Here is a 15,125-nt window from a genome sequence, read left to right as displayed (position 1 = left end):
GGTCCGTGTTCACCTGGGAGCAGACGACGGGCGGTGTCCACCGGGCCCTCACCGGTCGTGAGGGCGGGGTGAGCCGAGGGGCGTGGCTCGGCCTGAACCTCGGGCTGCACGTCGAGGACGACCCGGACGCGGTGCGCGAGAACCGTTCCCGGCTCGCCGCCGCGGTCGGGGCTCCGGTCGTCTACATGGACCAGTGCCACGGCGCCGAGGTCGCGGTCGTCGACACCGTCCCGGAGGTCGCGCCCTCGGCGGACGCGCTCGTGACGACGAGCGCCGAGCTCGCCGTCGCCGTGCTCGTCGCCGACTGCGTCCCCGTCCTCCTCGCCAGCCCCGACGGTGTCGTCGCGGCGGTGCACGCCGGCCGTCCCGGGCTGGTCGCCGGGGTCGTCGACGCGGCCCTGGACGCCATGCGTGACCTCGGCGCGTCCGCGGTCGACGCGGTCGTCGGGCCGTCGGTGTGCGGCCGCTGCTACGAGGTGCCCGCGGCGATGCGTGACGACGTCGCCGGGGTGGCTCCCCTCGCTGCGACGGTCTCCTGGACCGGGACGACGGCGGTGGACGTCGCGGCCGGCGTGGTCGCCCGCCTCACCGCCCGCGACGTCCCGGTGACCTGGGTGCCCGGCTGCACCCGTGAGCGGGACGACCTCTACTCCTACCGGCGCGACCGCACGACCGGCCGGTTCGCCGGGGTCGTGCGACGGGTGGCGTCGTGAGCGACCGGCGGGCGGAGCTCGCCGCGGGTCTGGCCCGGGTGCACGAGCGGGTGGACGCCGCGCTCTCGGCCGCCGGACGCACGGACGCCCCCACCCTCGTCGTCGTGACGAAGCGGTTCCCGACCTCCGACCTGGACCTCCTCGTGGACCTGGGGGTCACCGACATCGGGGAGAACCGCGACCAGGAGGCGGCCGCGAAGCTGCCGGAGGTCGCGGCGCGCTCCGGGCTCACGGTGCACTTCGTCGGTCAGGTGCAGACGAGGAAGGCCGGCTCGGTGGCCCGGTACGCCGACGTCGTCCACTCGCTGGACCGCGAGAAGCTGGCTCGGGCGCTCGACCGCGCCGCCGAGCGTGAGGGGCGCGCGATCGAGGTCCTCCTCCAAGTGGGCCTGGACACCGCGGGCGGTCGCGGGGGAGCGCCCGCTGCGGACGTCCCCGCGCTGGCCGACCTCGTGGCCGGGCTGGAGCACCTGAGGCTGCGCGGTGTCATGGCGGTCGCCCCGCGCTGCGAGCCTCCGCGGCCCGCCTTCGCGCGGTTGCGCGAGCTCTCCGAGCGGCTGCGCAGCGCTCATCCGGGCGCCACCGCCATCTCCGCCGGGATGAGCGGCGACCTCGAGGACGCGGTGGCCGAAGGCGCGACACACCTGCGTGTCGGCTCGGCAATCCTCGGTTCTCGTGAGTCACACGGGTAACTTCGGTCACGACGCACGGCACCGGAAGGCGGAGCCGACGACCGAGGAGCACGGGATGGCAGGCGCGCTGCGCAAGACGATGGTCTACCTGGGCCTCGCCGAGGACCAGGGCGGCTACGACGACGAGTACTACGACTACGACGACCAGCCCGACACCGACGACGTCACGGAGCACCGTGGCGCCGAGGTCACCCCGCTGCCGACCCGTCGTGCCGTCGCCGAGGTCGTGCGCCCGCACGAGGCGGCCTCGATCTCGCGGATCACGACGATCCACCCGCGGACCTACAACGAGGCCAAGACCATCGGTGAGAACTTCCGGGACAGCGTGCCGGTCATCATGAACCTCACCGACATGAGCGACGCCGACGCCAAGCGCCTCGTCGACTTCGCCGCGGGCCTGGTGTTCGGGCTGCACGGCAGCATCGAGCGCGTCACGTCCAAGGTCTTCCTCCTCTCCCCGGAGACGGTCGAGGTCACCGCCGAGGACGGCGCGGTCCCGCCGGCCCGCGGAGTCTTCAACCAGAGCTGACCGGGGCCGCCCGCCACGCGCTCAGGGTGATCCGCCAGACTTACCTGTCATGTCGACGACCCTCTCCGCGCTGGCCTTCGTGGTCTACCTGTTCCTCCTGGTCCTCGTCGGTCGTGTCGTCTTCCAGGGGATCCGGACGTTCGCGCGGGACTGGCGGCCCCGCGGGGTCGTTCTCCTCGTCGCCGAGCCGGTGTACACGATGACCGAGCCGCCCATCCGGGCCCTGCGCCGTTTCATCCCCCCGCTGCGTGTCGGTGGGGCCACCATCGACCTCTCCTTCCTCGTGCTCTTCGTCGGTGTCGTCGTGGTCCGAGAGGTTCTTCTGACCTTGGCCCGCGCGTCGGCGTGACGAGTTGAGTCACTTCTGGTAACTCCCGTCTCTCACGCCCCGGCATCGCGTAGGGTGTCCCTTCGAGACCCCGAGGCAGCGTCAACGTTGTCTCCGGGCTCGCCCGTGCCCCCCGCGCCAGCAGGAGTTGCAGATGGCTCTCACGCCCGAGGACGTCCTGAACAAGACGTTCACCCAGACCCAGTTCCGTCGTGGCTACGACGAGCGTGAGGTCGACGACTTCCTCGACGACGTCGTCGTCGAGATGCGGCGGATGCTCAAGGAGTCCGACGACCTGCGCGGGGAGCTCTCCGGCGCCCGGGACGGCAAGGGCCTGGCCCCGGTCGTCTCCCGGGCCGACGCCGACAACAGCGCCCGCGAGCTCGAGGAGCTCCGCTCGAAGAACGCCACCCTCGCGGCACGCGTCTCCGAGCTGGAGGGTGCGCGCAGCGAGCTCACGGCGCGCCTCGGCGAGTTCGAGAACAAGAGCGGCGACACCGAGTCCCGCGCCGCCGAGCTCCAGGGTCAGGTCGGCCAGCTCGAGCACCGCAACGGGGAGCTCGAGCAGCAGTCCGCCGAGCTCCAGCGCCAGCTCGAGGAGCTTCGCGCGAACAGCGGTGACGCCGACGGCCGGGTCGCCGACGCCGAGCGCCGCGCGACCGAGCTCGAGCACCACTCGACCCAGATCGAGAGCCACGCCAACTCCCTCGAGGAGAAGGTCCGCGGGCTCGAGGCCCAGCTGCAGTCCGCCCAGCAGGCCGGTGGCCAGGCCGCCGACGAGCGAGTGGCCACCCTGGAGGCACGCCTCCAGGAGGTCCAGGCCGAGGCCGACCAGCGGGTCGCCGATGTCGAGAAGCGCGTCGCGGAAGCCCAGCAGCGGGCCGACGCTGCCGAGCAGCAGGCCGCGTCCGCTGCCTCGAGCACCCCTGTCGCGGGTGCCGGCGACGTCGCCGCGCTGGCCGCCGCCGGTGGCGGGGCGAGCGCCGCGGGCGTCATCGCTCTCGCGCAGCGGCTCCACGACGAGCACGTCTCGGCCGGTGAGTCCAAGCGCGAGGAGCTCATCACGGAGGGTCAGCGTCGCCACGACGAGCTCCTCGGGACCGCCCAGCGCAAGCACGACGAGCTCATCTCGACCGGCCAGGCGAAGTACGACGAGCTGCTGTCCACCGGGCAGTCCAAGCACGACGAGCTCGTCACGACGGGCCAGTCGCAGCACGACGAGCTCCTCAGCACCGGTCAGTCGCAGCACGACGAGCTCGTCACGACCGCCACGGCGCAGCGGGACGAGATGATCGGCACCGCGACCACGCAGCGGGACGAGATGCTCACCGAGGCCCGGGAGCGCTCGACGGGCATGGTCGCCGAGGCGCAGCAGAAGAAGGCGGCGGTCCTCGAGGAGCTCGGCAAGGAGCGCCAGCTCCTCGAGCGCAAGATCGAGGAGCTGCGGGGCTTCGAGCGGGACTACCGCAGCCGGCTCCACGACTACATCCAGCACCAGCTGGCCGACCTCAAGCCGGACTCCGAGGGCGACGCGGCGGAGGACGCCGCGAAGCAGCACGAGCACCAGGGCTGAGCACCACACGACGAGGGGTCCGGGCACCATCCCGGGCCCCTCGTCGTTGGGGTCCACGCACGATCGGCGCGGGACCCGCGTTGAGGCACCACGGGAAGCACCCGTATCCTCCACGCACCGGCCGGGTCAGACAGGCCCGGCCGGCCCGGGAAAGGGTTGGACGAGATGGTTGTGAAGCGGGCGATCGACGCCGCGAGGAAGACGACGTCCCGCGCGGCGAGCAACGCCCGCAAGGCCGTCGGTCGCGGTCGCGGCGCCTCGACCAGCTCGACGCCGGCCACCTCCGGGGCCTCGACGTCGGCCGCGACGGCGTCGTCCGGCGCCACCACGTCCTCCGCCTCGAAGGAGTCGGCTCCGGCGAAGAGGACGTCGGCCGAGAAGGCCTCCACGACGAACAAGTCTGTTCCGGCGAAGAAGTCGTCGGCCGCGAAGAAGTCCGCCCCGGCGAAGAAGTCGTCGGCCGCGAAGAAGTCTGCTCCGGCGAAGAAGTCGTCGGCCGCGAAGAAGTCCGCCCCGGCGAAGAAGTCGCCGGCGGCCGAGAAGAGCTCCACGGTGAAGAAGACGCCGGTCCAGAAGACCTCCACGACGAAGAAGGCGGCACCGGTGAAGAGCGCGACGAAGACGGCGAAGAAGACCTCTGCGAAGGTCACGCCCGCAACCCTGCCCGTTCTCGAGAACGAGAAGAAGTGGACCGCTGCGGAGGTCCGAGGGATCCGCGAGGAGCTCGAGCGCGAGGTGGCCCAGCTGCGCGAGGAGCTCGAGAACGCCGAGAGCGACATCGTCGACCTCATGCGCGACTCCGGCGACGGGGCCGGCGACGACCAGGCGGACGCCGGCGCCAAGACGTACGAGCGCGAGCAGGAGATCTCGCTCGCCAACAACGCGCGCGAGATGCTCGAGCAGACCGAGCACGCCCTGGAGCGGCTGGACACCGGCACCTACGGGACGTGTGAGTCCTGCGGGAACCCGATCGGCAAGATGCGCCTCCAGGCCGCGCCGCGCGCGACCCTCTGCCTGTCGTGCAAGACGCTCCAGGAGCGTCGCTGACGGCCGTCGGGCCGTCCTCGTCCCCGGCCATGACCACAGACGGTTCCGGACGGGTCGGCCCCCGCTCCCTCCTGGTCCTCGTGGCGGGCGTGACCCTCGTCCTCGACCAGGCCACGAAGGTCTGGGCGCTCGCCGCACTGACCCCCGGCCAGCCGGTCGACGTCATCGGCTCCGCGATCCGGCTGAACCTCGTGCGGAACCCGGGCGCCGCCTTCTCGGTGGGCGACCGCGCGACATGGGTGCTCACCCTCGTCTCGCTCGCGATCCTCGTCGGTGTCCTCGTGGCCGCCCGGCGGGTGCGCAACCGGCCGTGGGCGCTGACCCTCGGCCTCCTCCTCGGCGGTGCGGTCGGCAACCTCGTCGACCGCTTCGCGCGGTCGCCCGGCCCGGGACGTGGGCACGTCGTCGACTTCATCGACTACTTCGGCTGGTTCGTCGGGAACGTCGCGGACATCGCCATCGTCGCGGCGGCGGGGGTCGTCATGCTGCTCGCGCACCGGGGTGTCCCGCTCGCCGCCCGTGAGCCGGTGGTCGGTGCCCAGGAGCAGCCCGATGGCTGACCAGCGCACCGTGCTCGTCCCCGACGGCCTCGAGGGCGAGCGGGTGGACGCCGCCATCGCCCGGCTGTTCGGCCTGTCCCGCACCCGGGCGGCCGACCTCGCGGCCGGCGGTGAGGTGAGCGTCAACGCCACGAGTGTCGGCAAGAGCCACCGGGTGAGCGCGGGCGACATGCTCGAGGTCACCATCCCGAGCGGCCCCGCGAGCCCCACCCTCGAGGTGGTCGCCGAGCCGGTCCCGGGGATGCGCGTGGTCCACGACGACGACGACATCGTCGTCGTCGACAAGCCGGTGGGGGTGGCCGCCCACCCGAGTGTCGGGTGGAGCGGGCCGAACGTCCTCGCCGGTCTGAAGGCCGCCGGCTACCGGATCTCGACCAGTGGTGCCAGCGAACGTCAGGGCATCGTCTCGCGGCTCGATGTCGGCACGTCCGGTCTCATGGTCGTGTGCAAGAGCGAGCGCGGGTACAGCGTCCTCAAGCGTGCGTTCAAGGAGCGGCGGGTCGAGAAGACGTACCACACGCTCGTCCAGGGCCTGCCCGACCCGCTCGTGGGCACCGTCGACGCCCCGATCGGCCGGCACCCGGGCCACGACTACAAGTTCGCCGTGATGGACGTCGGCAAGCATGCGGTGACGCACTACGAGCTGCTCGAGGCGTTCCGGCACGCGAGCCTGCTCGAGATCCGGCTCGAGACCGGGCGGACCCACCAGATCCGGGTGCACATGGCCGCCGTCCGCCACCCCTGCGTCGGTGACCCGCTCTACGGCGCCGACCCCAGCCTCGCGAAGCGCCTCGGTCTGGAGCGGCAATGGCTGCACGCCGTCGGGCTCGGGTTCGAGCACCCCGGGTCGGGGGAGTGGGTCACCTTCGAGAGCGGCTACCCCGACGACCTCCAGCAGGCTCTCGACCGCCTCTGAGGTCCCTCTCGTGGACCGTGCCGGGCGCCGCGCCGGCGGACCGCGCGACACGGGCCACGACACGCCGAGCGGTGTCCCCGGGCCGACCTAGGATGGTCGGCGATGTCGACCCCGTCCGCCCCGCGCCCCGCCCCGTCGTCACCTGCGAAGGGCACGGACCAGTTCGTCCATCTCCACGTGCACACCGAGTACTCGATGCTCGACGGCGCCGCCCGGATCGGCGACCTCTTCCAACGCGCAGCGGAGCTCGGGATGCCGGCGCTCGCGACCACCGACCACGGGTACGTCTTCGGCGCCTACGAGTTCTGGAAGAAGGCGCAGGGCACCGGCGTCAAGCCGATCATCGGGGTCGAGGCCTACGTCACCCCGGGCACGCACCGCACCGACAAGACCCGCGTCAAGTGGGGTGACGAGCGCACCCGCCCGGGCGACGACGTCTCCGGCTCCGGCGCGTACACCCACATGACGCTGCTGGCCAAGGACAACGACGGGCTGCGCAACCTCTTCCGGCTCGACAGCCAGGCCTCGCTCGACCAGGTCTACGCCAAGTGGCCGCGCATCGACCGCGAGCTCCTCTCGCAGTACGGCAGCGGCCTGGTCGCCACGACCGGCTGCCCGTCCGGGGAGGTGCAGACCCGCATCCGGCTCGGGCAGTACGACCTCGCCAAGCAGGCGGCCTCGGACTTCCGCGACATCTTCGGCCAGGAGAACTACTTCTGCGAGCTCATGGACCACGGCCTCGACATCGAGCGCCGTGTCCAGCAGGACCTCCTGCGCCTGGCCCGTGAGCTCGACCTCCCGCTCGTCGCCACGAACGACCTGCACTACACCAGCCCGGACGACGCGAAGGCCCACGGCGCGCTGCTCTGCGTCCAGTCCGGCTCGACGATGATGGACCCGAACCGGTTCAAGTTCGACTCCGACGACTTCTACCTCAAGTCGGCCGAGGAGATGCGGCACACCTGGCGTGAGCTGCCCGAGGCCTGCGACAACACCCTCCGCATCGCCGAGATGTGCGACATCTCCTTCACCGAGGGGGAGGGTCGGTACATGCCGCGCTTCCCCTGCCCGCCCGGGGAGAACGAGGAGAGCTGGTTCGTCAAGGAGGTCGAGAAGGGCCTGCGCGATCGCTTCCCCGGCGGGGTTCCGGAGTACGCGCGCAAGCAGGCCGAGTTCGAGACCGAGGTGATCCTGGGTAAGGGGTACCCGGGGTACTTCCTCGTCGTCGCCGACTTCATCACGTGGGCCAAGGACCACGGCATCCGGGTGGGTCCTGGCCGTGGCTCGGGTGCCGGGTCGATGTGTGCGTACGCGATGAAGATCACCGACCTCGACCCGGTCCCGCACGGCCTGATCTTCGAGCGCTTCCTCAACCCCGAGCGCGCCTCGATGCCCGACTTCGACGTCGACTTCGACGAGCGCCGACGGGGTGAGGTCATCAAGTACGTCACCGAGAAGTACGGCTCGGAGCGGGTCGCCCAGATCGTCACCTACGGCACGATCAAGGCCAAGCAGGCCGTCAAGGACTCCTCGCGGGTCATGGGCCACCCGTTCTCCGTCGGCGAGCAGCTGACCAAGGCGATGCCCGCCGACGTCATGGGCAAGGGCGTGCCGCTGTCCGGCATCTACGACGCCGAGCACCCGCGCTACGGCGAGGGCAAGGAGTTCCGCGACCTCGTCCAGACCGAGCCGCACCTGCAGGAGATCGTCGAGACCGCCAAGGGCCTCGAGGGCCTGAAGCGGCAGTGGGGCGTGCACGCCGCGGGCGTCATCATGTCGAGCGAGCCGCTCGTCGACGTCATCCCGATCATGCGGCGGCTGCAGGACGGCCAGGTCATCACCCAGTTCGACTACCCGAGCTGCGAGAACCTGGGCCTGGTCAAGATGGACTTCCTCGGCCTGCGCAACCTCACGATCCTCGACGACGCCATCGAGAACGTGCAGGCCAACCGGAACGAGGAGATCGACCTCGACGCCCTGACCAAGACGCTCGACGACAAGCCCGCCTACGAGCTGCTCCAGCGCGGCGACACCCTCGGGGTGTTCCAGCTCGACGGCGGCGGGATGCGCACGCTGCTCAAGCTCATGCAGCCCGACAACTTCGAGGACATCTCCGCCGCCCTCGCGCTCTACCGGCCCGGTCCGATGGGCGTCAACGCGCACACGAACTTCGCGCTGCGCAAGAACGGCAAGCAGGAGCTCATCCCGCTCGACCCGCAGCTGAAGGGCAAGCTGCAGCCCGAGATGGTCGAGGCGCTCGAACCCATCCTCGGCACGACCCACGGCCTGGTGATCTACCAGGAGCAGGTCATGGAGATCGCGCAGAAGCTCGCCGGCTACACGCTCGGCAACGCAGACCTCCTCCGCCGGGCGATGGGCAAGAAGAAGAAGGAGGTCCTCGACAAGGAGTACGTCCCCTTCTCCGAGGGCATGAAGGCCAAGGGGTACAACGAGGCCTCGGTCGCCGCGCTGTGGAACGTCCTCGTCCCCTTCTCCGACTACGCGTTCAACAAGGCGCACACCGCGGCGTACGGGCTCGTCTCGTACTGGACCGCCTACCTCAAGGCCAACTACCCGGCCGAGTACATGGCCGCGCTGCTCACGAGCGTCGGCGACGACAAGGACAAGTCGGCGCTCTACCTGGGGGAGTGCCGGCGGATGGGCATCAAGGTCCTGCCGCCGGACGTCAACGACTCGGTCGGCCAGTTCGCCGCGGTCGGCACCGACATCCGGTTCGGCCTGCACGCCATCCGCAACGTCGGCCACAACGTCGTGGAGGCCATCATCCAGGCCCGCGAGGAGAAGGGCCGGTTCACCTCGTTCCGCGACTTCATGTCCAAGGTGCCCGCAGTCGTCTGCAACAAGCGCACCATCGAGTCGCTCGTCAAGGGCGGGGCCTTCGACGGCCTCGCCGAGACCCGGATGGGCCTCGTACGGGTCCACGAGGAGTACGTCGACGCGTTCGTGTCGGTCAAGCGGCAGGAGGCCATCGGCCAGGACAGCCTCTTCGGCGCCTTCGGGGACGACGCCGCTGGGGCTGCCGGCGGTGACGACATGATGGGCCTGACCGCCGTCCCGGGGGTCGAGTGGGACAAGCAGACCCTGCTGTCCTTCGAGCGCGAGATGCTCGGCCTCTACGTCTCGGACCACCCGCTGTTCGGGGTCGAGCACGTCCTCCAGGCGCACGCCGACACCCAGATCGCCGCGCTGACGGCCGACGAGGGGGGACGGCCCGAGGGGTCGATGGTCACCATTGCCGGCCTGATCACGGGGCTCGCCGTCAAGCGGACGAAGAAGGGCGACCTGTGGGCCATCGCCACGGTCGAGGACCTCGCCGGGTCGATCGAGTGCCTCTTCTTCCCGAGCACGTACATGACCGTGGCCGGGATGCTCCAGCAGGACCAGATCGCCGTCGTCCGCGGCAAGATCAACCGCCGGGACGACGCGGTGTCGATCTACGCCCAGGAGCTCACCCTGCCGGACATCTCCGAGGGCCCGCGCGGCCCGGTGGTCGTCACGATGGAGACCGCCCGGGCCACGGCGCAGCGCATCGAGGACCTCAAGGGCGTCCTGACCAACCACCCGGGGACCACGGAGGTCCACCTGCGGCTCACCAAGCCCGGGCGCGCCGTCGAGATCCGGCTCGACCCCGCCTTCCGGGTCAACGCCGACGAGGCCCTCTTCGGCGACCTCAAGGTCCTCCTCGGCCCCCGCTGCCTCTCGTGACCCGCCGGCCGCGGTCGGCACGACCACGGCGGATGTGAACACCTCGTGTCGTCGCGGATTCGCGCGTCACAGGACCTGCCCCACGCGGGCGGTCTCGCCTAGGGTGATGGCGCTCGTCCCACCTCGAGGAGAAGACACCATGAGATCGACTCGTCGTCGCGTGCTCGGCGCAGGCATCGCCGCCACCGCGCTCGCCGCCTTCGCCGCCGGCACCCCTGCCGCCGTGGCCGGCGGCCACGGCAAGGGCCACGGCCACTGGCCGGGCTGGGGCCACGGCCGCACCCAGGCCGTCCAGATCCTGTCGTTCAACGACTACCACGGCCACCTCGAGGCCACGGACGACCCGCTCGACGAGGAGCAGGACCCGAGCCAGACCCCCGCCGGCGGCGCCGAGCACCTCGCCACGGCTCTCGCCGAGCTGCGTGAGGAGGCGCCGAAGGGGCGGTCCCTCACCGTCGCGGCCGGTGACCTCATCGGCGGCTCGACCTTCCTCTCCGGTCTCTTCCACGACGAGCCGTCGGTCGAGACCCTCGACGCCATGGGCCTGGACGTCAGCAGCGTCGGGAACCACGAGTTCGACGAGGGCACCGACGAGCTGCTCCGGATGCAGAAGGGCGGCTGCCACCCCGACGACGGTTGCTACTTCGAGGACGACCCGTACGGTGGCGCCGACTTCCAGTGGCTCGCCGCGAACGTCGTCAAGAAGTCCAACGGCCGCACCCTCCTGCCCGGCACGTCGGTCAAGAAGGTCGGCGGCATGAAGATCGGCTTCATCGGGATGACCCTCGAGGCCACGCCCACGCTCGTCGACCCGGCCGGGGTGTCGAGCGTGGAGTTCAAGGACGAGGTCGAGACCGCCAACCGGCAGGCCCGGGCCCTCAAGCGCCGGGGTGTGAACTCGATCGTCGTCCTTCTCCACGAGGGTGGCTACCAGGCCGGGACCTACGACCAGTGCGAGGGCATCTCCGGCCCGATCACGACGATCGCCGAGACGATGACGGCCGACGTCGACGCCATCATCACGGGGCACACCCACCAGCCGTACGTCTGCTCGATCCCGGACCCGAAGGGCAACCCGCGGCTCGTGACGAGCGCCGCCTCCTACGGCCAGGTCGTCACGGACACCACGCTCGTCATCGACCGCCGCACCGGTGACGTCGACCGCAAGCGCTCCACGGCGCGCAACGTCCTCGTCGACCGCGAGAAGTACCCGGCCGACGCCGAGCAGACCCGGATCATCGACAAGTGGGACACCATCGCGGGCCCGCTCGCCGCGCAGGTCGTCGGCACTAACGCCGAGCCGATCCTCGGCGACTCCGGCACCTGCCGCTGCGAGGAGACCCCGATGGGCGACCTCGTCGCCGACGCGATCCTCTGGGGCACCCAGGCGCCGGAGAACGGTGGTGCGCAGATCTCGTTCATGAACATCGGTGGCGTCCGCGAGGAGCTGCCGCTCGAGCCGAAGTACGACGAGGGCACCGGTGAGATCACCTACGCCGAGGCGTACGACATCGCGCCGTTCGGCAACCTGCTCGTCTCGATGGACCTCACCGGTGAGCAGATCAGGACGGTCCTCGAGCAGCAGTACCAGCCGGTGCCCGAGCGGGGCAGCCGTCCGATGCTCGCGCTCGGGGTGTCCGAGGGCTTCGCGTACGAGTGGGACGCCGCGAGCCACACGGTCGTCGACGGCTCGATGACGCTGGACGGCGAGCCGATGAGCATGGACGCCACCTACCGCGTGTCCACGCTCAACTTCCTCGCCAACGGCGGTGACCTGTTCACCGGGTTCTCGGCCGGGACGAACGTCCTCGGTGGTGCCGAGGACCTCGCGAACCTCGTCGACTACTTCAAGGCGCACCCGGGCGTCACCGCACCGGAGGACCGCGTCGCCGGTCTCTGACCACGGTGGTCCGCTCGAGGGCCGCACCCCCTGCCCGGGGTGCGGCCCTCGGTGCGTCACCGGGCGCGCATAGGGTGGCGGGATGCCGACCCCGACACCCCCGGTCGCCCCGCGCCGCCCCCACGTCCGCGAGCACCACGGCGAGTCCGTCGAGGACGCCTACTGGTGGATGCGCGACCTCGACGACCCCGACCTCCTCGCCCACCTCGAGGCGGAGAACACCTACGCGGAGTCGATGACCGAGCAGCTCGCGCCCCTGCGTCGCACGCTGTTCGAGGAGATCAAGGCACGGGTCAAGGAGGACGACCTGTCGGTGCCGGTCGCGAGCGGGCCGTGGTGGTACTTCAGCCGGACCGCGGAGGGCAAGCAGTACGCCGTGCACGTGCGGGCGCCACGCGCCGACGGCGACGTCCGCCCCGACCCCGAGGGGGCCGCGGTCCCGGGTGAGGAGGTCGTCCTCGACGGCAACGTCGAGGCCGGGGAGTCGCCGTTCTTCTCCCTCGGAGCACTGACCGTCAGCCCGGACCACCGGCTGCTCGCCTTCGCCGTCGACACCGCGGGCGACGAGCGCTTCGACCTCACGGTCCGCGAGGTCTCCTCCGGCCGGGTCCTCGACACCTCGCTCACGGGCATCGGCTACGGCTGCGAGTTCAGCCGGGACGGCGGGTTCGTCTTCTACACCCGGGTCGACGACGCCTGGCGCCCGTACCAGCTGTGGCGGCACCGGGTGGGCTCCGACCCCGCCGAGGACGTCCTCGTCCACCAGGAGGACGACGAACGGTTCTGGATGGGGGTCAGCGGCAGCCGCGACGAGCGCTGGCTGCTGCTCGGCCTGGGCTCGAAGACCACCTCGGAGGTCCGGATCCTCGCGTCGGACGACCCGGAGGGGGAGTGGCGGGTCGTCGCACCGCGGCGCGACGGTGTCGAGTACGACGTCGAACCGGCCGACGACCGGCTCCTCGTCGTGCACAACACCGACACCCCGGACTCCGACCTCGCGTGGGCGCCGCTCGACGCGACGAGCGCGGACCAGTGGGTGCCGCTCCTCGCCTCCGGGGAGGGCGAGCGTTTCGTCGGGGTCGACGCCTTCGACACCGCGACGGTCCTCACGCTGCGCACCGGTGGCCTCACGGCACTGCGTGTCCTGCCGCGTGACGTCACGTCCCCGGCCGGTCACGGCACGCCGTGGGACGTCCAGGTCGCCCAGCCGGTGCACACCATCGGTCTCGGTGACAACCCGGAGCCGGCGCAGACCGCCCTCCAGGTCGTCGTCGAGTCGTGGACGACCCCGCGCACCGTCCTCGAGGTCGACCTCGCCACCGGCGCCCGCACCGAGCTCAAGCGTCAGCCGGTGCTCGGGGGCTTCGACGCCGACGACTACGAGGAGTCGCGGGAGTGGGTCCGGGCGGCCGACGGTGCCGACATCCCGGTCTCGGTGGTCCGCCGCCGTGGGGTGGGCCCGGACGGCACGAACCCCGGGCTGCTCACCGCGTACGGCGCTTACGAGATCTCCTCGGACCCGTACTTCTCGGTGGCGCGCCTCGGGCTGCTCGACCGCGGCGTCGTCGTCGCCGTCGCCCACGTGCGTGGCGGCGGCGAGATGGGCCGCCGCTGGTACGACGACGGGAAGCTGCTCGCCAAGGTCAACACGTTCGGTGACACCGTGGCGGTGGCCACCCACCTCGTCGACACCGGATGGGTCGCGCCGGACCGGCTCGGGCTCGAAGGCGGCTCGGCCGGTGGGCTGCTCGTCGGCGCCGTGCTCAACCTGGCGCCGGAGCGCTTCCGGGTGGCGCACGCGGCCGTCCCGTTCGTCGACGCGCTGAACACGATCCTCCAGCCCGAGCTCCCGCTCACCGTGGGGGAGTGGGAGGAGTGGGGCGACCCGCTGTCCGACGCGGCGGTCTACGCGGCGATGCGTTCCTACACCCCGTACGAGAACGTCCGGGCGGCCGAGTACCCGGCGGTCCTCGCCACGAGCAGCCTGCACGACACGCGGGTCTACGTCACGGAGCCCGCCAAGTGGGTCGCCCGGCTGCGCGAGACCGTGACCAACGACCCGGCGGAGCGCCCGGTGCTGCTGCGTACCGAGATGTCCGCGGGGCACGGCGGCCGCAGCGGCCGCTACGCCGCGTGGGAGCAGATCGCGTGGGAGTGGGCGTTCGTGCTCGAGCAGCTGGGTGCTGCGGAGCGCGTGGCCGCGCCGGTCAGCGACTGACGAGCACGGGACAGGGGGCACGGCCGACGAGCCGCAGCGCCGTCGCACCGACGTGCAGACCCTGGAAGCCGCCCACCCCACGTGCTCCGACGACGAGCACGCCGGCGCCCTCGGCGGCGGCGGACAGCGCATGGACGGGCTCGTCGCGGACCACGCGGACGTCGACCTTGAGGTCGGGGTACTCGGCGCGCAGGGGCTCGACCGCGTCCATGACCCGTCGCTCGACGGCGGTGGAGTACTCCTCCCAGCTCGAGGCCTCTCCGAGGGTGGGGTCGGTGGCGCCGCGCGGCTCCCAGGCGTGGACGACCTCGACCGTGCCCTCGACGACCGCGGCCTCGCGGACCGCAGTGGCGAGGGCGGCGCGGGCGTGGTCCGACCCGTCCCAGCCGCACACGACCCGGCTGCCGGGGGTCGGCGCGCCGTCGCGCTCGTGGCCGACGACGAGGACCGGGCAGTGGGCGTGGGTGATGACCTGCATCGCGACGGCGCCCATGCTCGTCCGGCTGAGCAGGCCGTAGCCGACGGCACCGACGACCACGAGCGCTGCGGTGTGCGAGGAGGCGACGAGCGCCTTGCCCGCGTAGCCGTCGGTGAGGCCGTGGGTGACCGTGAGGTCCGGATGGGCCGAGTGGGCACGCGCGGTCGCGTCCTGGAGCAGTCGGCGGCCGTGCTCGCTCACCGCGTCCCGGTCGGCGAGTGCTCCGAAGCCCAGCATCGGCAGGTCGGGTGCGAAGGCGTGCAGCACGTGGAGGCCGAAGCCTCGCGTGCTCGCGTAGTGCGCTGCCTGGACGACCGCGGTCTTCGACAAGGGGGAGCCGTCCACTCCCACGACGACACGGGACCTGTCCATCGTCCGTCCTCTCGGGCCGGTGTGGCGGCGGGCCCGCCAGCGGCGGTGAACGGATGACGCGTCCGTCGTCGTC

General features: G+C 71.5%; 13 protein-coding genes. 11 read left to right on the top strand and 2 right to left on the bottom strand.

What is annotated here, in order from left to right; translation table 11 throughout:
• The first annotated feature begins 5 nt into the window (after positions 1 to 5).
• The 5 genes from JQN72_RS07625 (at position 6) to JQN72_RS07605 (ending at position 3,835) form a co-directional block, all read left to right on the top strand.
• Positions 6 to 713 carry a polyphenol oxidase family protein gene (locus tag JQN72_RS07625; protein ID WP_204134566.1) on the top strand — a complete coding sequence of 236 codons (708 nt, stop codon included), beginning with the start codon at positions 6 to 8 and terminating at the stop codon, positions 711 to 713.
• Positions 710 to 1,405 carry a YggS family pyridoxal phosphate-dependent enzyme gene (locus tag JQN72_RS07620; protein ID WP_204134565.1) on the top strand — a complete coding sequence of 232 codons (696 nt, stop codon included), beginning with the start codon at positions 710 to 712 and terminating at the stop codon, positions 1,403 to 1,405. Before JQN72_RS07625 ends, JQN72_RS07620 begins: the two co-directional genes overlap by 4 nt.
• 55 nt (positions 1,406 to 1,460) lie before the next feature.
• Positions 1,461 to 1,934 (top strand): cell division protein SepF, encoded by a 474-nt coding sequence (locus JQN72_RS07615; RefSeq protein ID WP_204134623.1) that lies wholly within the window; start codon positions 1,461 to 1,463, stop codon positions 1,932 to 1,934.
• Between the two features lie 49 nt (positions 1,935 to 1,983).
• Positions 1,984 to 2,283 carry a YggT family protein gene (locus tag JQN72_RS07610; RefSeq protein WP_204134564.1) on the top strand — a complete coding sequence of 100 codons (300 nt, stop codon included), beginning with the start codon at positions 1,984 to 1,986 and terminating at the stop codon, positions 2,281 to 2,283.
• A 133-nt stretch (positions 2,284 to 2,416) separates the two neighbouring features.
• Positions 2,417 to 3,835, top strand: a complete 1,419-nt coding sequence (locus tag JQN72_RS07605) for a DivIVA domain-containing protein (RefSeq protein ID WP_204134563.1) — start codon at positions 2,417 to 2,419, stop codon at positions 3,833 to 3,835.
• On the opposite strand, the gene JQN72_RS18305 is transcribed toward JQN72_RS07605, so the two are convergent.
• Positions 3,745 to 4,485, bottom strand: a complete 741-nt coding sequence (locus JQN72_RS18305) for a hypothetical protein (RefSeq protein ID WP_239100283.1) — start codon at positions 4,483 to 4,485, stop codon at positions 3,745 to 3,747. The two genes, JQN72_RS07605 and JQN72_RS18305, sit on opposite strands and share 91 nt — an antisense overlap.
• On the opposite strand from JQN72_RS18305, the gene JQN72_RS18300 reads away from it, so the two are divergent.
• The 6 genes from JQN72_RS18300 (at position 4,439) to JQN72_RS07575 (ending at position 14,202) form a co-directional block, all read left to right on the top strand.
• Positions 4,439 to 4,882, top strand: coding sequence for a TraR/DksA family transcriptional regulator (locus tag JQN72_RS18300; RefSeq protein WP_307812500.1), 444 nt, complete (start codon positions 4,439 to 4,441; stop codon positions 4,880 to 4,882). The genes JQN72_RS18305 and JQN72_RS18300 overlap by 47 nt on opposite strands.
• Positions 4,883 to 4,911: 29 nt before the next feature.
• Positions 4,912 to 5,442, top strand: a complete 531-nt coding sequence (gene lspA, locus JQN72_RS07595) for a signal peptidase II (RefSeq protein WP_204134561.1) — start codon at positions 4,912 to 4,914, stop codon at positions 5,440 to 5,442.
• Positions 5,435 to 6,358 carry an RluA family pseudouridine synthase gene (locus JQN72_RS07590; protein WP_204134560.1) on the top strand — a complete coding sequence of 308 codons (924 nt, stop codon included), beginning with the start codon at positions 5,435 to 5,437 and terminating at the stop codon, positions 6,356 to 6,358. Before lspA ends, JQN72_RS07590 begins: the two co-directional genes overlap by 8 nt.
• A 102-nt stretch (positions 6,359 to 6,460) precedes the next feature.
• Complete coding sequence (dnaE, locus tag JQN72_RS07585) at positions 6,461 to 10,084, top strand: DNA polymerase III subunit alpha (protein ID WP_204134559.1); 3,624 nt, start codon at positions 6,461 to 6,463, stop codon at positions 10,082 to 10,084.
• Positions 10,085 to 10,223: 139 nt separating this feature from the next.
• On the top strand, positions 10,224 to 11,984 hold the full coding sequence (locus JQN72_RS07580) for a bifunctional UDP-sugar hydrolase/5'-nucleotidase (protein WP_204134558.1): 1,761 nt from the start codon (positions 10,224 to 10,226) through the stop codon (positions 11,982 to 11,984).
• Positions 11,985 to 12,066: 82 nt separating this feature from the next.
• Positions 12,067 to 14,202 (top strand): S9 family peptidase, encoded by a 2,136-nt coding sequence (locus JQN72_RS07575; RefSeq protein ID WP_204134557.1) that lies wholly within the window; start codon positions 12,067 to 12,069, stop codon positions 14,200 to 14,202.
• On the opposite strand, the gene JQN72_RS07570 is transcribed toward JQN72_RS07575, so the two are convergent.
• Positions 14,192 to 15,052 (bottom strand): universal stress protein, encoded by an 861-nt coding sequence (locus tag JQN72_RS07570; RefSeq protein ID WP_204134556.1) that lies wholly within the window; start codon positions 15,050 to 15,052, stop codon positions 14,192 to 14,194. The two genes, JQN72_RS07575 and JQN72_RS07570, sit on opposite strands and share 11 nt — an antisense overlap.
• Positions 15,053 to 15,125 lie beyond the last annotated feature (73 nt).

The organism is Phycicoccus sp. CSK15P-2 (assembly GCF_016888005.1).
Lineage (GTDB): Bacteria > Actinomycetota > Actinomycetes > Actinomycetales > Dermatophilaceae > Phycicoccus.
Note: the sequence above shows the minus strand (reverse complement) of the source record. Positions and strands in the feature narration are given on the sequence as shown.